General features: G+C 69.0%; 15 protein-coding genes. 11 read left to right on the top strand and 4 right to left on the bottom strand.

Annotated elements, in window-relative coordinates:
* A partial coding sequence (locus MCHT01_RS27215; protein ID WP_218017947.1) for a hypothetical protein occupies positions 1 to 205 on the bottom strand: 205 nt, incomplete at its 3' end.
* Between MCHT01_RS27215 and MCHT01_RS24750 the strand changes: the two genes are divergently transcribed.
* From MCHT01_RS24750 to MCHT01_RS24740, 3 genes are all read left to right on the top strand, one after another.
* Positions 204 to 3,989 (top strand): fused MFS/spermidine synthase, encoded by a 3,786-nt coding sequence (locus MCHT01_RS24750; RefSeq protein ID WP_084453333.1) that lies wholly within the window; start codon positions 204 to 206, stop codon positions 3,987 to 3,989. The two genes, MCHT01_RS27215 and MCHT01_RS24750, sit on opposite strands and share 2 nt — an antisense overlap.
* Positions 3,986 to 4,744 (top strand): TfpX/TfpZ family type IV pilin accessory protein, encoded by a 759-nt coding sequence (gene tfpZ / locus MCHT01_RS24745; protein WP_148661713.1) that lies wholly within the window; start codon positions 3,986 to 3,988, stop codon positions 4,742 to 4,744. Before MCHT01_RS24750 ends, tfpZ begins: the two co-directional genes overlap by 4 nt.
* A 67-nt stretch (positions 4,745 to 4,811) precedes the next feature.
* Positions 4,812 to 6,608 (top strand): PglL family O-oligosaccharyltransferase, encoded by a 1,797-nt coding sequence (locus tag MCHT01_RS24740; protein ID WP_067070253.1) that lies wholly within the window; start codon positions 4,812 to 4,814, stop codon positions 6,606 to 6,608.
* A 25-nt stretch (positions 6,609 to 6,633) separates the two neighbouring features.
* Here the strand turns inward: MCHT01_RS24740 and MCHT01_RS24735 are convergent, their stop codons facing one another.
* On the bottom strand, positions 6,634 to 8,223 hold the full coding sequence (locus MCHT01_RS24735; protein ID WP_067070251.1) for a sulfatase-like hydrolase/transferase: 1,590 nt from the start codon (positions 8,221 to 8,223) through the stop codon (positions 6,634 to 6,636).
* Between the two features lie 25 nt (positions 8,224 to 8,248).
* On the bottom strand, positions 8,249 to 8,731 hold the full coding sequence (gene moaC, locus MCHT01_RS24730; protein WP_067070249.1) for a cyclic pyranopterin monophosphate synthase MoaC: 483 nt from the start codon (positions 8,729 to 8,731) through the stop codon (positions 8,249 to 8,251).
* Positions 8,732 to 8,796: 65 nt separating this feature from the next.
* On the opposite strand from moaC, the gene MCHT01_RS24725 reads away from it, so the two are divergent.
* Positions 8,797 to 10,365 carry a M48 family metalloprotease gene (locus MCHT01_RS24725; protein ID WP_067070246.1) on the top strand — a complete coding sequence of 523 codons (1,569 nt, stop codon included), beginning with the start codon at positions 8,797 to 8,799 and terminating at the stop codon, positions 10,363 to 10,365.
* Between the two features lie 70 nt (positions 10,366 to 10,435).
* Here the strand turns inward: MCHT01_RS24725 and MCHT01_RS24720 are convergent, their stop codons facing one another.
* A complete protein-coding gene (locus MCHT01_RS24720; RefSeq protein ID WP_067070244.1) occupies positions 10,436 to 10,792 on the bottom strand; it encodes a phage holin family protein in 357 nt (118 codons plus the stop codon).
* Positions 10,793 to 11,106: 314 nt separating this feature from the next.
* Here MCHT01_RS24720 and MCHT01_RS24715 point away from each other — a divergent pair, with 314 nt between their 5' ends.
* The 7 genes from MCHT01_RS24715 to MCHT01_RS24685 all read left to right on the top strand — a co-directional run.
* Positions 11,107 to 12,093: a TerC family protein gene (locus MCHT01_RS24715; protein WP_067070242.1), complete on the top strand. Its 987-nt coding sequence runs from the start codon at positions 11,107 to 11,109 to the stop codon at positions 12,091 to 12,093.
* A 410-nt stretch (positions 12,094 to 12,503) separates the two neighbouring features.
* Positions 12,504 to 14,903, top strand: coding sequence for a catecholate siderophore receptor Fiu (locus tag MCHT01_RS24710; RefSeq protein ID WP_067070240.1), 2,400 nt, complete (start codon positions 12,504 to 12,506; stop codon positions 14,901 to 14,903).
* 94 nt (positions 14,904 to 14,997) lie between these two features.
* Positions 14,998 to 15,678 carry a Fe2+-dependent dioxygenase gene (locus MCHT01_RS24705; RefSeq protein WP_067070234.1) on the top strand — a complete coding sequence of 227 codons (681 nt, stop codon included), beginning with the start codon at positions 14,998 to 15,000 and terminating at the stop codon, positions 15,676 to 15,678.
* Positions 15,675 to 16,310, top strand: a complete 636-nt coding sequence (locus MCHT01_RS24700) for a PepSY-associated TM helix domain-containing protein (protein WP_067070233.1) — start codon at positions 15,675 to 15,677, stop codon at positions 16,308 to 16,310. The genes MCHT01_RS24705 and MCHT01_RS24700 overlap by 4 nt, the downstream gene beginning before the upstream one ends.
* A gap of 109 nt (positions 16,311 to 16,419) precedes the next feature.
* Positions 16,420 to 16,968: a DUF2271 domain-containing protein gene (locus tag MCHT01_RS24695; RefSeq protein WP_084453332.1), complete on the top strand. Its 549-nt coding sequence runs from the start codon at positions 16,420 to 16,422 to the stop codon at positions 16,966 to 16,968.
* Between the two features lie 32 nt (positions 16,969 to 17,000).
* A complete protein-coding gene (locus tag MCHT01_RS24690) occupies positions 17,001 to 17,867 on the top strand; it encodes a DUF4198 domain-containing protein (protein WP_067070231.1) in 867 nt (288 codons plus the stop codon).
* Between the two features lie 7 nt (positions 17,868 to 17,874).
* On the top strand, positions 17,875 to 19,012 hold a 1,138-nt coding region (locus MCHT01_RS24685), incomplete at its 3' end, for an FAD:protein FMN transferase (RefSeq protein ID WP_245643646.1).

Genomic DNA, 19,012 nt, shown 5'->3' with positions numbered 1-19,012 from the left:
CACCGCCGCCGAGTCGCTCAAGTGGACCTGTGCGGGCACCGTGCTGGCCCAATACCGTCCGGCCAGCTGCAAGTAAACGCATCCAGACAGACAGCAGGTTCTTCGAGACGAAGAACCTGATACAAGCCGGGGCAACCGCAAGTTGCCCCGGCTTTTCTTCATGGCGCTTGCGCAGCGCCTTTCCCTTTGCGACATCACCGACCATGGACGCCTCCGCTTCGCTCGTGGATTCCACGCCTCACAGCCCAAGTGCCTGGAACGATCCCATCGTGGGCGACACCCGGCTGGCGCTCCGCCTGTCGACGGTCACCCTAGGCGTCCTGCTGCTCTGCTCCGCGCTCGGCCTGTGCAGCTGGCCGGGCCAATGGATCGCCGATGCGATGCGAGAGGGCACGGCGACACAGGTGATGACCTTGGTGAACAGCGTGGTCGTGCTGCTCAGCGTGCTGTTCTGGGGCAGCCGACCTCCGCGGATTCAGGTGCTCGTCGCGCTTGTCGCGGGGGTCTTGGTCACCGTGCTCCTGGCCGCCGTGTTTCGGCCGGTCTTCAATCCGCTGGACCCGTTGCATCTCGTGATGTCGATGGGGCTGCCCTGCGCAGCGCTCCTGCTGTGGCGCGTTGCCCAGTCCTATCGGGGACCGTCGATCGGATTGATCGATGCGCGGTTGCGGCCGACGCTCGTCGTGATGCTGGTCAGCCTGCTGATCGCGAGCCCCGCGCTCGAACTCTCCGCGGCCCTCCACCCGCAGACCTTCGACGTGTACGCGCTCGCGGCCGACCATGCCCTCGGGCTGGCGGCTCCCCTCAGCGCGTTCTCGCACTGGGTGCAGACGACGGCGTCGGTGAAACAGCTCCTGTGGTTGGCCTATCTGGGCACACCGCTGATCCTTCTGAGCAGCGTGGGCATGCAGTTGAACGGGCGTCCGGCTCACCTGCCTTCCATGACCCTGGTCTGGATCGCGATGACCCTGCTGGCCTGGCTCGCGTATCACGTCTTTCCGATCGCCGGGCCCCAGTTCCTCTTCACCGAGCCCTATTTCGCCGAGGCGATCGGCAAGACCTGGCCGCTGGATCTGCCAGTGGTGGAGAACTTCCCCCGCAACGGCATGCCGTCCATGCACTTCGGATGGGTGCTGGCGACGGCACTCGTCGTCTGGCGCACGACTCGCCACTGGCTGCCCCGCCTGCTCAGTCTCATTGGCGCGGTTGGTGTGGCGATGGCGACGATCGGTCTGGGCCAGCACTATCTGATCGATCTGATCGTGGCCGTGCCCTTCGTGCTGGCCTCGATGGCGCTCTGCTCGACGGGCGTGCCCTGGTCGGAACCGGCCAAGCGACATGTCGTGATTGCCGGCTTCGCCGCTTGGCTGGCGTGGGTGCTGCTGCTGCGTTTTGCGATGCCGTCAATCCAGGCCCGGCTGTGGGCTGCGCCTGTGATGGTGCTGGCCACCGTTGCGGTCGTCGCGTGTCAATGGCGGTGGCAACGCCGCTTCGCGGCGGTCGCCGCGACTCTGTCGAGTGCCGACCTCGCCTCGGAGTCTGCAGCGGAGGTGACCCGGTACTGGCTGCGCCGCTTCGGCCTGATGTTCGTGGCCTCGGGCGCCGCAGCGCTGGTGTACCAAGTGGTGTTCGCCAAGAAGCTCGCGTTGGTGTTCGGCAGCACCGCGACGGCGACCTTCACCGTGCTCGCGACCTTCCTCGGGGGGATGTCGATCGGCGCGCTGATCGGCGGCATCTGGGCATCCCGCTCGCGCCGACCGTTGCGCGACTACGCCATGGTGGAGATCGGCATCGCCATCTACTGCGTCGCCTCTCCGCTGCTCTTCGACCTGGCGCAGTCCCTTTATGCGTACATCGGTGCCGGCATGCCGCCAGACGCCTCCAGTCTGCTGGTCCTGCGGGTGGTGCTGGGGGGCGCCGTCCTGGTCGTGCCGACCGCACTGATGGGCGCCACGCTGCCATTGCTCGCGCAGGCGCTGGGCGATCAGGCCGGATCGCTGGGCCGGCGGGTGGGCTGGCTCTACTTCTGCAACACGATGGGGGCCGCCCTCGGTGCGTTGCTCACCGCTTACTTCGTGATCCCAGCGGTCGGGATTCAGCGGACTGTGCTGTTTGCCGCGCTGTTGAACCTTCTGGTGGGGCTCGGGGCGCTGGAACTGCTCAAGCGTCCCGACGCGCAGCGTCTGGGTGACGGGAGGGGCGATGACGCGGCGGTGAGTCCCGGTGCGTGGCCCCATGGCCGCTGGGTTGCCCGGCTCGCGGTGGTGGCCCTGGGGGTCGGCGGTCTGCTGTCATTGGGGCTGGAGGTGTCCTATGTGCACCTCCTCTCGATCGTTGCCGGCAACAGCGTCTACGCCTTTGGCCTGATGCTCGCCGCCTTCCTGGTCGGTTTGTCCGCCGGGGGTGAAGGGGCGCGTCGCCTGCTGGGAGTTCTTGCGCCGACAACCGGCTTGGCCGCGGTTCTGCTGGGTCTCGCGGCCACGGTCGCGCTCACTGCTGACGCGTGGAATGCCATCCCCCCCTACTTCGCCAGCTTTGCGCAATACCCTGTTGGTCGAACCTTCGCCAGTCGTGAGGCGATTCGCGGCGTGGTTTGCGCGTTGGTGATGATTCCGCCGACCCTGTTCATCGGGGCCGCCTATGTGTTCGCGATGGAGATCGCCACCGCCGGTCGGGGCGTCCGGCGCCTGGGGTGGGCGGCGGCGGTCAATACGCTCGGCAACATCGCCGGTGTGCTGCTGTTCGGCTTCGTCGTCCTGCCGCGGATCGGGGGCCTGGGCGCCTCGCTGCTGATCGGCGCGGGCGCGGCGACTTTGGGACTGGTGATCCTGGTGCTGGCCGTGCGCGGTGCCGCGCGGGGCGCGGTAGCGGTCGTCGCGGTACTGGCGATCGGACTGCTCTGGCAGCAGCGCGCCGCGACGCTGGACTACGACGTGATGGCCAATGGCTCGAACGTGTACTTCGCCGCTCAGGACTGGGGGCGCACGATCGCCCACGCCGAGAGCATCGACGGTGGCCTGACGACCGTCAGCCTGAGCCCGGACCCCGCGCGCACGGTCAAGACCTTGCTGACCAACGGCAAGTTCCAGGGCAGCAGTGCCCCCCACGGCGAGATGCAGGCCCAGATCGGCTTCGCCATCGCGCCGCTGCTGCACCAGGAACGCCGCGGTCGCGCGCTGGTCATCGGCTACGGCACCGGCGTGACCAGCCGCGTGCTGCACGAGGCGGGTTTCGCGCATCTGGACATTGCCGACCTGAGCGCCGATATCGTGCGCCTGGCCGACGAGCACTTTTCCGACGTGAACCGTCGGGTGAGCCACAGCCCGGGCGTCGCCCTCCACATCACCGACGGCCGCAACCAGCTGCTGCTCGAGCGCGAGCCCTACGACCTGATCAGCATCGAGGTGACCTCCATCTGGTTTGCTGGCGCCGCGTCGCTCTACAACCGCGAGTTCTACGAGCTGGCCCGGAGCCGCCTGCGCGAAGACGGCGTGCTGCAGCAGTGGGTGCAACTGCATCGCCTGACGCCGCGCGACATCTTGAGCGTGGTGACGACCTTGCGCGGCAGTTTCCGTTACGTGAGCTTCTACGTGCTGGGCGGGCAAGGCGTGCTGGTCGCGACCAACGACCCGCGCCGAGCTCACCCGCGCACGGATGCCGTCGCGGCAATCGAACACTCGGAAACCCTGGCCGACGTACGTGCGCTGTCGTCGCGACCGGTGGGAGAGGTGGCGGTCGATCGGTTGCTCGATCCCGACGGCGTGAATCGGTACATTGCAGGTTTCGGCCCGGACCCACTGCTGTGGCTCAGCACCGATGACAACGTCGCGTTGGAGTACAGCACCCCCAAGGCCAATGTGAATGACGCGCAGGCGTCCGTGGCCCTGAACATGGCGACGCTGTCCCGCTTCCGGGCGGCGACCGATCCGTCGCCCGCCGGTGCGGGTGCTGGCGTGCCCGCGACACGGTCCTCTTCCTCCGTTCCTTGAACTTCGCCATGAATCGCATTCGTGCCGCCTCGATCCACTTCGTCAGTTCGATCCTCGTCGCTCTTGCGGCGGGCGGGCTGATCTTCGCGCTCTGGTATCCGTCCCCCTATGTCGACGTTTCCGGGGGGTTGGAGCTGTTCTTCCTGGTCGTCGGCGTCGACGTGACGCTGGGCCCGCTGCTGACCTTTGCCGTGTTCAATCCCGCCAAGGGCTGGAAGGTGCTGCGCAGGGATCTTGCGGTGATCGTCATCCTGCAGGTCGCCGCCTTGGCCTATGGCGTCCATACCATGGCGATCGCGCGACCGGTGGTCCTGGCGCTCGAAGGCGAGCGGTTCCGCGTCGTGATCGCCAACGCCGTCGTCGAGCGGGAGCTGCCCATGGCGCCCGAGGACCTCAGGACCCTGTCCTGGACGGGGCCCAGGCTGGTCGGCACCTCCCAACCCGCCAAGGAAGACGTGGCCGATGCCGTCATGATGGGTCTGGCGGGCGCGGACCTGGGCATGCGCCCGAGGTACTGGCGTCATTGGAGTGCCGCAGACGGTCGGGCGGCCATTGCCGCCGGCAAGCCGCTGTCGGCGCTGCTCAAGGATCACCCCGAGAAGCAGGCCGCGGTCGACACGGCGCTCGCAAAGGCCAAGCGGACCCAGGCGCAGGTCCTGGCGGTACCCGTGATCGCGCGTCGACTGGACTGGTCCGTGCTGGTCGACAAGACCACCGGCGAGCCCGTCGGCTTCGTGCCGCTGGACGGATTCTGACGCCCCTTCCGGCCGGCTCGACGCGGGGCGTTAGAGTTCCGCCCTGACCTCACGACCCGGATCGTTCATGACGCCCGCGACGACTCCCGCCGCCGATTTCCACGCCGCTTCCGCCGACGCCCTCGCCACCGAGAGCGCACCGCACCGCCAGGGGCTCACGCTGCTGGGCTTGCTGATCGGCGTGATGCTCGCGCCGCTGGTCGCCTACAACCAGACCCCCTCCGCCACGATCTACAACCAGCTCGCCGCCTTCGCGGGGCTCGGCCTGATCGTCGCCGGCCTGGCCTGGGGGCGTTCATTGCTTCCGGGGTGGCGGGTCGACGGCGTGTCGCTGGCGCTGACATTGATGACCGGCGTGGCGCTCGCCGCGCCGGTGACGAACGACCTGCCCTGGCCGATGGCGCTCACGAGCGCCGCCATGCTCCTGGGCGCGCTGGTCGCGGTGCAGACCGGCCGAGCCGTCGCGCCGGGGCTGCGCGACGGCCTGCTCACGGCCTTCTGTGTCGCATTGATGGGCGCGGGCTTGCTCAGCGTCATCGTGTCCGTCGTCCAGATGTTCTTCCCGTCGGTCGCCGACGGCATCCTGATCGCGCGCACCGGCCTGGTCGGCCGCGCGGTCGGCAACATGCGCCAGCCCAACCACCTCGCCAGTCTGCTGATGTGGGCCTGCGTCGCCTCGGTCTGGCTCGCCCAGGGCGGCTGGCTGGCGCGCCGGCTCGGCGGCGGGGCGCGAGGCACGGTCGCGCTGTACGCGCTGCTCTTCCTCTTCGTCTTCAGCGTGCTGCTGAGCGCCTCGCGCACCGGGATGATCGGCGTGGTGCTGCTGGCCGTATGGGGCGCGTTCGATCGTCGTCTCGCGGGTCGCGTGCGCGTCGCGCTGGGCTCGACGCTGGTGATGTTCGCGATCGGTTGGGTGCTGCTGGATTGGTACACCGAGCTCAGCCATCACGCCTTCGGCGCGCAGTCGCGCGTTTCCGAGGAGGGCGCGGGCTCACCCTCGCGCATCGCGATCCTGAAGAACGCCGCGGCGCTGCTGATGCGTTACCCGCTGACCGGCAGCGGCTGGGGTGATTTCAACCTCGCCTGGACCATGACGCCTTTCCCGGACCGTCCGGTCGCGTTCTTCGACCACACGCACAACCTCGTCGTGCAGTTGCTGGTCGAAATGGGCCTGCCGTTGGGGGGGCTGACGCTGGCCCTGCTGACCTGGGGTCTCTGGCGCAGCCTGGCGCTGGCCTGGAAGGGGGGCGCCGCAACCCGTTGCGCCTTCATGCTGGTGGCGATGATCGGCCTGCACAGCATGTCCGAGTATCCGCTCTGGTATGCCTATTTCCTGCTGCCCGCCGCGCTGGCCTTCGGGCTGAGCCTTGCCGGCTCGCCGACGCCCGCGGTGGCGCCGCGTCGACGCATGGGACTCGCGGTGCTGGGCCTGGTCGCCACCTTGCTGGTGCCGCTGGTCGTCGTCGACTACCTGCGGATCGTCCACATCTACGCGCCGCCGGCTGGCGCCGCGTCCCTCGAGGAGCGCATCTCGGCGGGCCAGCGCTCGCCGCTTTTCTCGCTCCAGGCTGATTACGCCGAGGCCACGGTGAGTCCGCCTGGCGCGGTCGCGCTCGCCGCAGCCCGGCGCACCGGCCACCACCTGATCGATTCACGGTTGATGATCGCCTGGGCCAAGTCGCTCGACGCGGTCGGCGAGACCGACAAGGCGCGCTATCTGGTTCAGCGGCTGAAGGAGTTCCACAAGGGCGACAGCGCCGAGTGGCTCGAGGAATGCGCGGTGCTGGCCGAGGTCGGCGCGGCGCGTCGGCCCTTCCAGTGCGAGCCGCCGTCGCGCGAGTACAGCTTCCGCGAGATGCGCTGAAGCGGGTCTGGCGCGCCGAGTCGCCTCAGCGCGCCGCCTCCACCAGCTGCCGCCAGGTTGTCGTCTTGCCGAAATTGCGGTGAACGATGCGTTCCCGGTCCGTCGGCACTGCCTTGCTCGTCAGATCGAAGACGCCGTCGCGCCGGTCCTCGTATTGGATGCCGGCGGCACCGAGCAAGGTCGGCACCAGATCCGCATGCATGAGCGGCGCGCCGCGATTGGCCGCGAGACGCTGCCAGGCCTGCGGATGAGCCGCCCGCCAGGCCGCGTTGGCCCAGAACACCGCCGGCACCTGGATATCCCAGCGCGTGGGTTCGATCATCGCGTGGCCGTAGAGCTGCCGGCGGTCGTCGAGGAAGGCTTCGCCGTGGTCCGGCGAATACACCAGGAACACCGCCCCCGGCTCGCGTTCCAGCCGCGCCATGAAGCGGTCCAGGAAGGCCATCGACGCGGCGACCGCATTGCCATAGGCCGCCTTGACCTTGGGCAGGGTGGCTGGGCTGACCTCGCCGTTGTCGTGCGCGCAGTCGTCGTGGAAGGGGTGTGGATCGTCTGACGAGAATCGCGAACAGTAGGCGATGTGCGCGTCGACGGTGTGCAGCACGACCGCACGGCGCGGATGACCATCGGCGAGGACCGAATCCAGTCGTTCCGCGAACGCCGGCCGGTCGAGCTGGATGTCGCCCAGTTCGACCAGGGTCTGCGCGTCGGGCCAAACGATCGAGGCTTCCTGCATGGTCAGCCAATAGGTGTGGAAGCCGGCCTGTTCGAAGGCTTTCAGGAAGGTCGCGTCGGCGGGGACGCGGCGAACGATGCCGGGCAAGTCGCGCGACACCATCAGGGGCACCGAGGCGTGCGTGGCGTCAGCGCCCGCGGTGACATCGCAGGCGACCAGGACGTCGGGACGCAGCGGCGGCATGGCCGTGGGTGCGCCACATTCGCGCAGGGCGTCGGCGCGCACGCTCTCGCCGATGACAAGCACGTAGGTCTCGGTTCCGGGTGGTGTGGCCGTGCGCTGCGCATGCCACGTGGCCTGCGGCGGACGCGGGTCGCTGAGGCCGGCTCGCGGGAACAGGACGTTGTCGAGCGCGCTCGCGCCCGTGGTCGCCGCTACAGCGACGGCGATCGCGTTCATCGGCCAGGCCCGCAACCACACCATGCCCGGGACCCAGAGCGCCAGCCCGGCCCCAAGGGCGAGCACGAAGGCGACCGCGCGGCCGCGGCTCAGCGGGCGAGGGGATGTCGCCTCGGCCCGCACGCACGCGAAAGCAAGGAGTGCCAGCACCACGGCGAGTCCGGCGGCAGGCAGCAGCGACGGTGCGAGCGCCGTGCGGATCTGATCGGCGGGGATCGTGCGGATCTGCAGGGCCAGCTCCAGCAGATCGACGTTGCGCGTCATGCGGGCGGCGATGGCCACGAGGCCGAACCACTGCAAGGGCAGACTGCCCCAGTAGAACGCACGCGGAGAGAGCAGGAGCAGACCGCCAGCGAGGAAGTAGCCCGACACCGCCAGCACGGCTTCGGGCGCGAAGTCCCAGGACTCGACCGCGGCGAAGACGGAGAGCGCTGGCGCGGCCAGCATCAGCAGCCAGCCCACGGGCAGGAGGCGTGTCATCGGCGTGAACCTGCGCCGGACCCGCTCAGACCTCGGCGTGCCAGTCGCCCGACTTGCCGCCGTGCTTCTCCAGCACGCGGATCTGCTCCATCACCATGCCGCGGTCCGCGGCCTTGCACATGTCGTACACGGTGAGCAGGCCCACCTGCACGGCGGTCAGGGCCTCCATCTCGACACCGGTGCGGCCCAGCGTCTCGACCTGCGCCGTGCAGACCACCGCGTTCGCGGCGGCATCGAGCTCGAACTCGATCGCGACGCGCGTGATCGGCAGCGGGTGGCACAGCGGAATGAGGTCGGAAGTTCGCTTCGCGGCCTGAATGGCGGCGATGCGGGCGACGCCCAGCACGTCGCCCTTCTTCGCCGTGCCGTCGCGCACGAGCGCGAAGGTCTCGGGCTTCATGCGGATTCGCCCGCTGGCACGGGCCACGCGATGCGTGACATCCTTGCCGGCAACGTCCACCATGTGGGCTTGGCCCTCGGCGTCAAAATGGGTCAGTGGCGTGCTCATGCAGCGGCAACAATCGCGAAACCGGAGAGCCGCCATGATAGTTCGTGGCCTTGGAGTGAGTTCCCTTGAAGCGACTGAAATCAACGATCAGCCCCAAGCGTTGCCTCGCGGCGCTGTTGAGCGCGATGGTGCTCGGCCAGAGCGCCCTCGCGCAGGTGAACCTGCCCGCGCTGGGCGACTCGGTGTCCGCCGACGTCAGCGTCGGCGCGGAGAAGAAGCTCGGCGACCAGGTGATGCGGCAGATCCGCGTCGACCCGGACTACATCGATGACCCGCTGCTGCTCGAGTACCTGACCAACACCTTCCAGCCCCTGGTCGGCGCGGCGCGCCGCCTGGGCAACATCAGCGACGACACCAACGAGCGTTTCGCCTGGGAGGCCTTCCTGGTGCGCGACAAGTCGGTCAACGCCTTCGCGCTGCCCGGCGGCTACATCGGCGTCCACCTGGGCCTGATCGCGATGACCGGCGCTCGCGACGAGCTGGCCTCGGTGCTGGGCCACGAGCTCTCGCACGTCACGCAGCGGCACATCGCGCGCAGCATCGTCGGGGATTCGCGCACCAGCATGCTGGCCACTGTCGGCCTGCTGCTGGGCGTGCTGGCCGCCGCGCGCAGTCGCAGCGTCGACGGCGTGCAGGCCGCGATCGTCGGCAGCCAGGCCGCGGCGGCGCAGGCGCAGCTGAACTTCTCGCGTGACATGGAGCGCGAGGCCGATCGCGTCGGCTTCCAGGTCATGACCCAGGCCGGCTACCAGCCCGCCGGCATGGCCAGCATGTTCGAGCGCATGGAGCAGGCCTACCACCTGATGGACTCCGGCCAGTACCCTTACCTGCGCAGCCACCCGCTGACCAGCGAACGCATCGGCGAAGCCCGGGCCCGCCTGGGCACCGGCGGCATGGTCAAGGTCGTTGGCACCACCGAGCACCTGCTGATGGCCGCCCGTGCACGGGTGCTGATGGATCCGCGCACGGACCCCTGGCGCGTGCTGCAGAACCTGGACAAGGGCGCCCGCGAGAGCCAGAAGACCGACCAGTTGGCGGCGTACTACACGAGCGCGCTGGCCTCGATCAAGCTGCGCGATTTCTCGCGGGCCGAGGCGGCGCTGAAGACGGCCGATGCGCTCGATGGCTTGCTCGGCGCGGAGCCCGGCGCCAAGCGCCTGCTGGTCTACGCGCGCGCCGAACTGGAGCTCGCGCGTGGCAAGCCCGAGGCGGGCTTCGCGGCGCTGGACGTCCTGAAGGGCGAGCGCTCGCGGCCGATGCTCATGATCCGCGCCGATCTGGCGCAGGCGGACCCGCGACCCGAGATCAAGCGCGAGGAAGCCGACGCGCTGCAGACCCACCTGAGCCTGCATGGGCAGGACGCCCTGGGCTGGCAGGAGATCGGGACGTTGTGGCAGCAACTGGGCCAGCCGCTGCGCGCCGTGCGCGCGCAAGGCGAGTCGCGGGCGGCGCTGGGCGACATCAATGGCGCGATCGACCGGATGCGCTCGGCGGCACGGCAGTCGCGGGCCCGGGACTCGGACCAGATCGAGGCGTCGGTGATCGACGCGCGTCTGCGCACGCTGGTCTATGAGCAGCGTCAGCTGCTCGCCGAGATGTACCCGCGCGGCGTGCCGCCCGGCGCGGAGCCGTGAGATCGGCTGACCGACCAGGCAAAAGGCCCGCGATTCGCGGGCCTTTTGCTTGCTGGGGGGCGAGTCCTGCTTACTCGGTGTCGGGGAAGAGCCGCTCGATCAGCACGTCGATCGCCATGCCGCACAGCGAGTAGATCAGCGAGCCGATCAGCGCCGCGGCGAAGCCCGCGACCGTGAAGCCGTCCAGCACCGAGGCCGTCGCCCAGAACAACAGGGCGTTGATGACGAACAGGAACAGGCCCAGCGTCAGCAGCGTCACGGGGAGCGTCAGCAGGACCAGGATCGGTCGCAGGATGGTGTTGAACAGGCCCAGGACGAAGGCCGCGATCAGCGCGGTCCCGAAGCCCTTCACCTGCACACCGGGGTAGAGATGCGCCACCAGCAGCAGCGCGGCGGCCAGCAGCATCCAGCGGGTCAGCGTTTTCATCCCGCCAGCATAGCGGCTGTGAGAGACAGGAAAATACGAACTTGAAAGTGGCGACGTAGCAGGATAATCCGCAGCTTCCGAAAGGGGAGTAGCCACGCGGCGCCAGCCGCGGCGGACGTCCGTCAATACGTTGCCGATCCGGCAGCCGGGCCCCGCACCTGATCGCAGCGTCCACCGGACGACGCGCCCAGCCTTGCAAGACCTTTCGGCCTCATCGCGCGTGCGCGACCTCGGGCCTGGACCCGAGGGGCGATCCCGCGTTGTCGTCGGCCGCGGTCGAGCGCATGCTTGACCCGTTCTTGCAAGGAGTGCCCATGAGCACCATCGTTCCCACCTGGCTGTGGGCTGTCTTCGTCGGCATCGTCGTGGTGTCGCTGTTCCTGGACTTCGTCGTCCTGCGCAAGCAGGGCGCGCACGAAGTGGGCGTCAAGGAAGCGATCAACTGGTCGCTGGTCTGGGTGGCGCTGAGCGTGGCCTTCATGGGCCTGCTGTGGTGGGCCGTCAAGGACGGTACCGGCAGCACCGAGCTCGCCAACACCAAGGCCCTGGAGTTCATCACCGGCTATCTCATCGAGAAATCGCTGGCGGTCGACAACATCTTTGTCTTCCTGATGATCTTCACCTACTTCGCGGTGCCGGCGGCCTACCAGAAGCGGGTGCTGATGATGGGCATCATCGGCGCCATCGTGCTGCGCACGGTGATGATCCTGGTGGGCGGCTGGCTGATCGCGCAGTTCCACTGGGTGCTGTACCTCTTCGGCGCCTTCCTGCTGATCACCGGCATCAAGATGTGGTGGGCGGCCGGCCAGGAGCCCGACCTCGAGGACAACCCCGCGCTGAAGCTGCTGCGCAAGGTGCTCCCGGTCAGCAAGAACTTCGACGGCGAACGCTTCTTCACGCTGGAGAACGGCAAGCGCATCGCCACGCCGATGCTGCTGGTGATCGCGCTGGTGGGCATGACGGACGTGATCTTCGCGGTGGACTCGATCCCGGCGATCTTCGCGATCACGAACGACCCGTTCATCGTGCTGAGCTCCAACATCTTCGCCATCCTGGGTCTGCGCGCGATGTACTTCCTGCTGGCGGCGATGGCGTCCAAGTTCCATCTGCTGAGCTACGGCCTGGCGGTGGTGCTGGTGTTCATCGGCTCGAAGATGATGCTGATCGACCTGATCAAGATCCCGGTGCTGCTGTCGCTGGGCGTGGTGGTGGCGATCCTGGCCGTGACCATGATCCTGAGCCTGCGCACCGCGCCGCGTCTGCCGGAGCGCAAGGGCGACGAGCCCCAGGCCCTGAACTGACCGTCGACGGACGACGGCCCCGCCAAGGGGGTCGTCGGCCGTCCCGAATCCCCTGAACCCCCGCGGCGCGCGAGCGCCGACGGGGGTTTTCGTTTTGGGGCGGGCCTCTGTCGGTGGTGGGCGATGGCGCGCCTTCGCGGGGCGAGGCGGGGGCGTTCGTCGCGTGTTCGCCACGCGGTAAGCCCCACCGGCATGCATTTTTTTGACACATACAAATGAGAATGCTTAGCATTTGCGACCTTTTTGAGTCAGGTGTCCTTCAGGCGCCGGACTCGACCCCGCCAGTGCCAGCCAGTCGCGACCAGGGAGGGACCCGTCACCGTGCGCCGTGAAGCGCCGGGACGCGTCGACGTCGCGCAGCCAGCCGAGCCGAATCCACGACAAGAACCCCCCTCGGAGCTCGTTTCCTCATGTCCCGCTACATCAAGAGCCGCAAGCATGCGGTGGCACCGCTGGCAGCCCTGGCCGCCTCGCTGACCTTCCCGATCGCGCATGCCGCGGACGCCGCCGATGCCCCGGCCGCCGCCGACGCCACCACCGCCACCGCGTCGGCCTCCGGCGCGCCCTACCTGCCGCAGGTCAAGGTCAACGGCAGCGCCCAGTCCGACTACAAGGCCGACAAGAGCGCCTCGTCCAAGCTGACCCAGCCGCTGCTGGAAACGCCCAAGACGATCAGCGTCATCAAGAAGGAAGTGCTGCGCGAGCAAGGCGCGGTCTCGCTGACCGACGCGCTGCAGAACACCCCCGGGATCACGATGCAGCTGGGCGAGAACGGCAACACCTCCGCCGGCGACGCCTTCCAGATGCGGGGCTTCTCGGCCAGCACCTCGACCTTCGTCGACGGCATCCGCGACCTGGGCGCCGTCACGCGCGACGTGTTCAACCTCGAGCAGATCGAAGTGGTGAAGGGCCCCGCCGGCGCCGACACCGGCCGCGGTGCGTCCGCCGGCTACATCAACCTGATCTCCAAGCTGCCGCAGATCGACAACTTCGTCGAGGGCACGGTGACGGTCGGCGACGCCAGCCGCAAGCGCGCGTCGGTCGACGTCAACCAGAAGGTCATGGACAACACCGCCGTGCGTCTGAACGCGGTGTGGCAGGACAACGGCGTCCCCGGCCGCGACGTCGTCAAGCGCAAGACCTACGGCATCGCGCCGTCGGTGGCCTTCGGCCTGGGCACGGGGACCCGCTTCTTCCTGTACTCGCAGCATCTGCGTCAGGACAACACGCCCGACGGCGGCATCCCGGCCGTGGGCTGGAGCGGCTACACCGTGGCGGATCCCGCCGCGGGGGCGACGCCCGCCGTCATCGCGGGCGTGAACGCGTTGCGCGCCGCCGGGAAGGTCGACAGCAGCAACTACTACGGCAGCAGCAGCGATCGCGAGAAGGTCAAGGCCGACATGGTCACCGCCAAGCTGGAGATGGATGTGGGCAACGGCGTGACCGTGCGCAACATCTCGCGCTACGGCCGTACCCACATGGACCGCGTCCTGACCGGCATCATCGGCATCACCAACGTGCCGGGCACCGGCGCCGCGGCCTCGATCGTGACCGCCGATCCGTCGACCTGGCAGATCGCCCGCTCGCGTCAGCGCGTGGACCAGACCAACGAGATCCTGGCCAACCAGACCAGCCTGAGCGCCTCGTTCGCCACCGGCAGCGTCAAGCATGACCTGATCACCGGCGTCGAGCTGATGTACGAGAGCCAGGACAGCCTGGGCTTCGGCACGACGGCGCAGAGCATCAACGGCGTGAAGTTCGACGCCATCGCCAACCCGCCCGCGAACCTGTATCGCCCGAACGCGAGCGACGTGCTGGGCATGCCCTACGCCACTGGCGCCGACAGCACGGGCAGCACCACCACGCAGGCGATCTATGCGGTGGACACGCTGGCCGTGACGGATGCGCTCAAGTTCACGCTGGGCCTGCGCACCGAGCACTACAAGATCAAGACCACCACCGGCGCGCTGGGTCTGGCGCCGGGCGCGGCGACGGGCTCCAACATCAACGTGCTCACCACGACCCGCCTGGGCGGCGGCAAGTGGATCACCAGCTGGAACCTGGGCGCCGTGTACAAGCTGGCCGAGAACGGCACGGTCTACGCCGCCGCCGGCAACTCGCTGACGCCGCCCGGCAGCGCCAACTTCGTGCTGACCACCACCGGTCAGGCCGCCGGCACCGCCGACGCGCAGGAGACGACCAACTACGAGGTCGGCACCAAGTGGGACCTGCTGAACAAGCGCCTGAACCTGACCGCCGCGCTGTACCGCAGCGAGAACGACGGCATGGTCAGCGTCGACCCGGTGACCAACCTGTCGACGCAGGGCGGCAAGGTGCGCGTCGAGGGCATCGAGCTGGCGGCCGTGGGTCAGATCACCAACTTCTGGCAGATCACCGCCGGCCTGCAGACGATGGATTCCAAGGCGCTGAACCAGCGCGCGGCCTCCACCGCGACGCAGCCCAACCAGGTCGTCACCGACGGCGTGCGCTGGACGCCGAAGTGGTCCGCCACGCTGTGGAACTCGTACCAGTGGAACGACTTCACCATCGGCGGCGGCATCCGCCACATCGCCGAGCAGAAGCGCGTCGTGACGGTGGCGCAGCCCTCGTCGACCGGCTTGCCCAATCTGCCGGCCTACACCGTCGTCGACCTGATGGGCGCCTATCGCTTCAACAAGAACCTGACCATGCAGCTGAACGTCAGCAACCTGTTCGACAAGGTCTACATGTCCTCGTTGAACAATGGCGGCGGCCGCCTGGTGCTGGGCGCTCCCCGTGCGGTCTCGCTGATGGCCAACATCGGTTTCTGACCGGTTTGAGGTAGCGTATCGGCCGGCCCGTCCTCGTGCTGACGAGGGCGGGCCGACGTTCGTTCAGGCCTTCAGATCTCGAATCGATCCGGACATGCTTCTCCACATTCCCGAAGTGCTCAGCCAGCAGGACGTGCGCGAGATGCGCCAGCTGCTCGACGCGGCCGACTGGACCGACGGCCGCGCCACGGTCGGCGAGCAGGGCGCCAAGGTCAAGCGCAACCGCCAGCTGCCGGTCGACCACCCCGCGGCGATCCGCATCGGCGAGCACATCCGGCAGGTGCTGGCGCGACATCCGCTGTTCGTCTCGGCCGCGCTGCCGCTGCGCACGCTGGCCCCGCTGTTCAACCGCTACGAGGGCGGCGAGCACTACGGCTTCCACGTCGACGGCGCGATCATGCGCCAGCAAGGGACCGAGCAGCCGCTGCGCAGCGACGTGTCCTCCACGCTCTTCCTCAGCGATCCCGACGAGTACGACGGCGGCGAGCTCGAGGTCGTCGACACCTACGGCACGCACGAGGTCAAGCTGCCCGCCGGCGACCTGATCGTCTACGCCTCCACCAGCCTGCATCGCGTGATGCCGGTGACGCGCGGCGCGCGCGTGTGTTCCTTCTTCTGGACGCAGAGCATGATCCGCCAGGACTGGCAGCGATCGATGCTGTTCGAGCTGGACCAGACCGTCCAGAAGCTGCGCGCGCGGCTGGGCGACGACGCCGAGACCACGATGCTGACCGGCCACTATCACAACCTGCTGCGCCTGTGGGCCGAGACATGAGCGGTGAGAAGAAACCCGCCGCGCGCGCCGCGTGGCTCAAGCAGCTGCACCAGTGGCACTGGATCAGCTCGGCGGTCTGCCTGATCGGGATGATCCTGTTCGCGGTCACCGGCTTCACGCTGAACCACGCCTCCGACATCGAGGCCAAGCCCGTCGTCGTCACCCGCGACGCGCGGTTGCCGGGCCCGCTCGCGGCCACGCTGCATCCCGCGTCGGAGAAGGACGCCGATCACAAGGCCCCGGTGCCCGCGCCGATCCGCGAGTGGCTGGCCAGGACGCTGGACCGTCCGGTCGACGGCCGCGACGCCGAATGGACTCGCGACGAGATCTACCTCGCGATGCCCCGCCCCGGCGGCGACGCCTGGATCCGCATCGCGCGCGACAGCGGCGAGGTCGAGTACGAGGACACCGCGCGAGGCTGGATCTCCTACTTCAACGATCTGCACAAGGGCCGCAACGCGGGCACGGCCTGGAGCTGGTTCATCGACGTCTTCGCGCTGGCCTGCCTGATCTTCTCGATCACCGGCCTGCTGATCCTCAAGTTCCACGCGGTCAGCCGCCCCAGCACCTGGCCGCTGGTCGGTCTCGGTCTGGTGGTGCCGGCGCTGCTCGCGCTGCTGCTCATCCATTGAGCCCGCCCGCGTCACGCCCCTCGACCTCGCCCGCCTTCCGCGAACACCGACCTTCATTCCGCTCCGAGCCGCCGCCAGGACTCCTTCGACCTTCAACCGAGACCCGATCATGAATCGCTCCCTCCGTCGTCCCTCCCGGCCCGCGCTGCTGGCGCTCGGTGCCCTGGGCACCGTCGGCTTCGGCTCCTCCGCCTGGGCCGCGACCGTGCAACTCAAGCTGGAACTGCCGCGCCTGAACGTGGCCGAGTACCACCGCCCCTACGTCGCCGTGTGGGTCGAGAAGGCCGGCGAGTCCGGCCCCGCCGTCGCGCAGCTGGCGGTCTGGTACGACGTCAAGAAGAACAACAACGCCGGCACCAAGTGGGTGAAGGACATGCGCCAGTGGTGGCGCCAGGGCGGCCGCGCGCTGACGCTGCCGGCCGACGGCGTGTCCGCCGCGACGCGCGCGCCGGGCGAGCACGTGATCTCGCTGGACAACAGCGCCGCGCTGGCCGCGCTGCCTCCGGGCAAGTACGAGCTGGTGGTCGAATCCAGCCGCGAGGCCGGCGGCCGCGAGGTGCAGCGCCTGCCGCTGACCTGGCCCGTCAAGGCGGCGCAGACGGTCAAGGTGCAGGGCGAGCACGAGCTCGGCGCCCTCGAACTGACGGCCAAGCCCTGATGGTCCGCCACCACACGCCCCGGAGGAACGACATGAGCATCGACAAGATCGCCACGACCGTCCGCGCGACGGCCTTCCCGACGAAGCGCCTGGCGCCGCTGGCGCTCGCGCTGGCCGCCCTGCTGCCGCTGAGCGCGCAGGCCCACATGACCTGGCTGCTGCCGAACAAGGCTGCGTTCGACGGCAAGGAGCCGGTCGCGTCCTTCGACGCCGCCGTGTCCGAGGACCTCTTCAACTTCGAGCGCGCGCTCAAGATCGAGACGCTGCGCGTCACCGGTCCGGACGGCAAGCCGGTCGAGGCCGAGAACCGCAGCGCCGCGCGCCACCGCGAGAGCTTCGACGTGAAGCTGACGCAGGACGGCACCTACCGCGTGAGCAACCTCAGCGCGTCGGTGATGGGCTCGTTCAAGCTGGGCGGCGAGACCAAGCGCTTCCGCGGCACGATGGAGTCGCTCGCCAAGGACGTGCCCGCCGGCGCCGAGATCACCGGCCTGACGCTGATGTCCAACCGCCAGCAGACCTTCGTCAGCAAGGAAGAACCCGGCAAGGTCGCGTTCGCGCCCGAGGGCGACGGCCTGGAACTGCTGCCGCTGGGTCCCGTCACCGACCTGAGCCACGGCGACAAGACCCGGTTCCGCCTGGTGCTGGACGGCAAGCCCTCGGCCGGCACGCAGATCAAGCTGCTGCGCGAAGGCAACCGCTACCGCTACAAGATGGGCGAGGTCGACCTGAAGACCGATGCCAACGGCGAGTTCACCGTCGAGTGGACCGAGCCGGGCCGCTACTTCGTCGGCGCGTCCACGGGTCCGGCCCGCGGCCCCGACGCGCCGGCCGGCACGCGCGAGGCCCCGGTCAAGCGCGCCAGCGTCAGCGCGACCTTCGAGGTCCTGCCCAAGTGAGCGACCGGTGACGGTGGATGGCGGACTCGAGCCCCGCGTGCTGGTACCGCTGCGCATCGTCGGCGAACCGCCGGCGCTGGGCCAGCCGGTGCACGCGCTGAACGGCGAGACGATGGGCACGACCTGGTCGGTGCGTGTCGTCGGACCGGCGGGGCTGCGCACCGGCGCGATCGCGGACGCCATCGATCAGGCCTGCGACGAGGTCATCGCGCAGATGAGCGGCTGGATCGAGGACTCCGACCTCAGCCGCTTCAACCGGGCGGCGGCGGGCACGAGCCAGCCGCTGCCCGAGGCCTTCGCGACGGTCCTGGCGGCCGCGCTGCGCGTGGCTGCCGAAAGCGGCGGCGCCTACGACCCGACCGCCGGCGCGCTGGTCGCGCTGTGGGGCTTCGGTCCCACCGGGCCCGCGGCGATCGCCCCGCGTCACGACGCGCCGGACTTCCGCCCGCCGACGCCCGAGGCTTGCGCGCGCGTGCACTGCGGCTGGGCCTCGCTCGACTGGGCCGAGTCGCAACGCCGGCTCACGCAGCCCGGCGGCGTGATGCTGGACCTTTCCGCGATCGCCAAGGGCTTCGCGGTCGACCGGGTGTCGGCGCTGCTCCGGTCCCTGGGATTGCCGGACCATCTCGTCGAGATCGGCGGCGAGCTTCGCGGCGCCGGTCTGAAGCCGGAGGGTCAGCCGTGGTGGGTCGAGATCGAGCCGCCCGCCGCGGATTGCGGACTCGCGCCGCTGAGGGTCGCGCTGCACGGCTTGTCGGTCGCGACCTCCGGCGATTACCGCAAGTGCTTTGACGACGCCGATGGCCGACGCCGCTCACACACCGTCGATCCCCGCACGCGGCGTCCGGTGGAGCACGGCCTGACCTCGGTCACGGTCGTGCACGAGGACGCGATGTGGGCCGACGGCTGGTCGACCGCGCTGATGGTGCTGGGGCCCGATGAGGGACTGGCGCTCGCCGACCGGCTCGGCCTGGCCGCGCGCCTGGTGACGCGGGTCGACCAGGAAGACCCGCCTCGAGGCGGCCAGGACCATGACCGGTACCGAGACCACGACCATGGCCGAGACCGAGACCGAGACCGAGACCGAGACCGAGACCGAGACCGAGACCGAGACCGAGACCGAGACCGAGACCGAGACCGAGACT

Origin of the sequence: Mitsuaria chitosanitabida ATCC BAA-476 = NBRC 102408, from assembly GCF_001598255.1 — a bacterium.
Lineage (GTDB): Bacteria > Pseudomonadota > Gammaproteobacteria > Burkholderiales > Burkholderiaceae_C > Roseateles > Roseateles chitosanitabidus.
The sequence above is the reverse complement of the archived record's forward strand: the minus strand, read 5'-3'. Positions and strand labels throughout refer to the sequence as shown.

What these genes read in the sequence shown, in the direction of transcription:
- MCHT01_RS24750 (WP_084453333.1), top strand. Translation starts at nt 204, where the DNA reads ATGGACGCCTCCGCTTCGCTCGTGGATTCCACGCCTCACAGCCCAAGT.
- MCHT01_RS24740 (WP_067070253.1), top strand. Translation starts at nt 4,812, where the DNA reads ATGACGCCCGCGACGACTCCCGCCGCCGATTTCCACGCCGCTTCCGCC.
- MCHT01_RS24735 (WP_067070251.1), bottom strand. Translation starts at nt 8,223, where the DNA reads ATGACACGCCTCCTGCCCGTGGGCTGGCTGCTGATGCTGGCCGCGCCA.
- moaC (WP_067070249.1), bottom strand. Translation starts at nt 8,731, where the DNA reads ATGAGCACGCCACTGACCCATTTTGACGCCGAGGGCCAAGCCCACATG.
- MCHT01_RS24720 (WP_067070244.1), bottom strand. Translation starts at nt 10,792, where the DNA reads ATGAAAACGCTGACCCGCTGGATGCTGCTGGCCGCCGCGCTGCTGCTG.
- MCHT01_RS24715 (WP_067070242.1), top strand. Translation starts at nt 11,107, where the DNA reads ATGAGCACCATCGTTCCCACCTGGCTGTGGGCTGTCTTCGTCGGCATC.
- MCHT01_RS24710 (WP_067070240.1), top strand. Translation starts at nt 12,504, where the DNA reads ATGTCCCGCTACATCAAGAGCCGCAAGCATGCGGTGGCACCGCTGGCA.
- MCHT01_RS24705 (WP_067070234.1), top strand. Translation starts at nt 14,998, where the DNA reads ATGCTTCTCCACATTCCCGAAGTGCTCAGCCAGCAGGACGTGCGCGAG.
- MCHT01_RS24700 (WP_067070233.1), top strand. Translation starts at nt 15,675, where the DNA reads ATGAGCGGTGAGAAGAAACCCGCCGCGCGCGCCGCGTGGCTCAAGCAG.
- MCHT01_RS24695 (WP_084453332.1), top strand. Translation starts at nt 16,420, where the DNA reads ATGAATCGCTCCCTCCGTCGTCCCTCCCGGCCCGCGCTGCTGGCGCTC.
- MCHT01_RS24690 (WP_067070231.1), top strand. Translation starts at nt 17,001, where the DNA reads ATGAGCATCGACAAGATCGCCACGACCGTCCGCGCGACGGCCTTCCCG.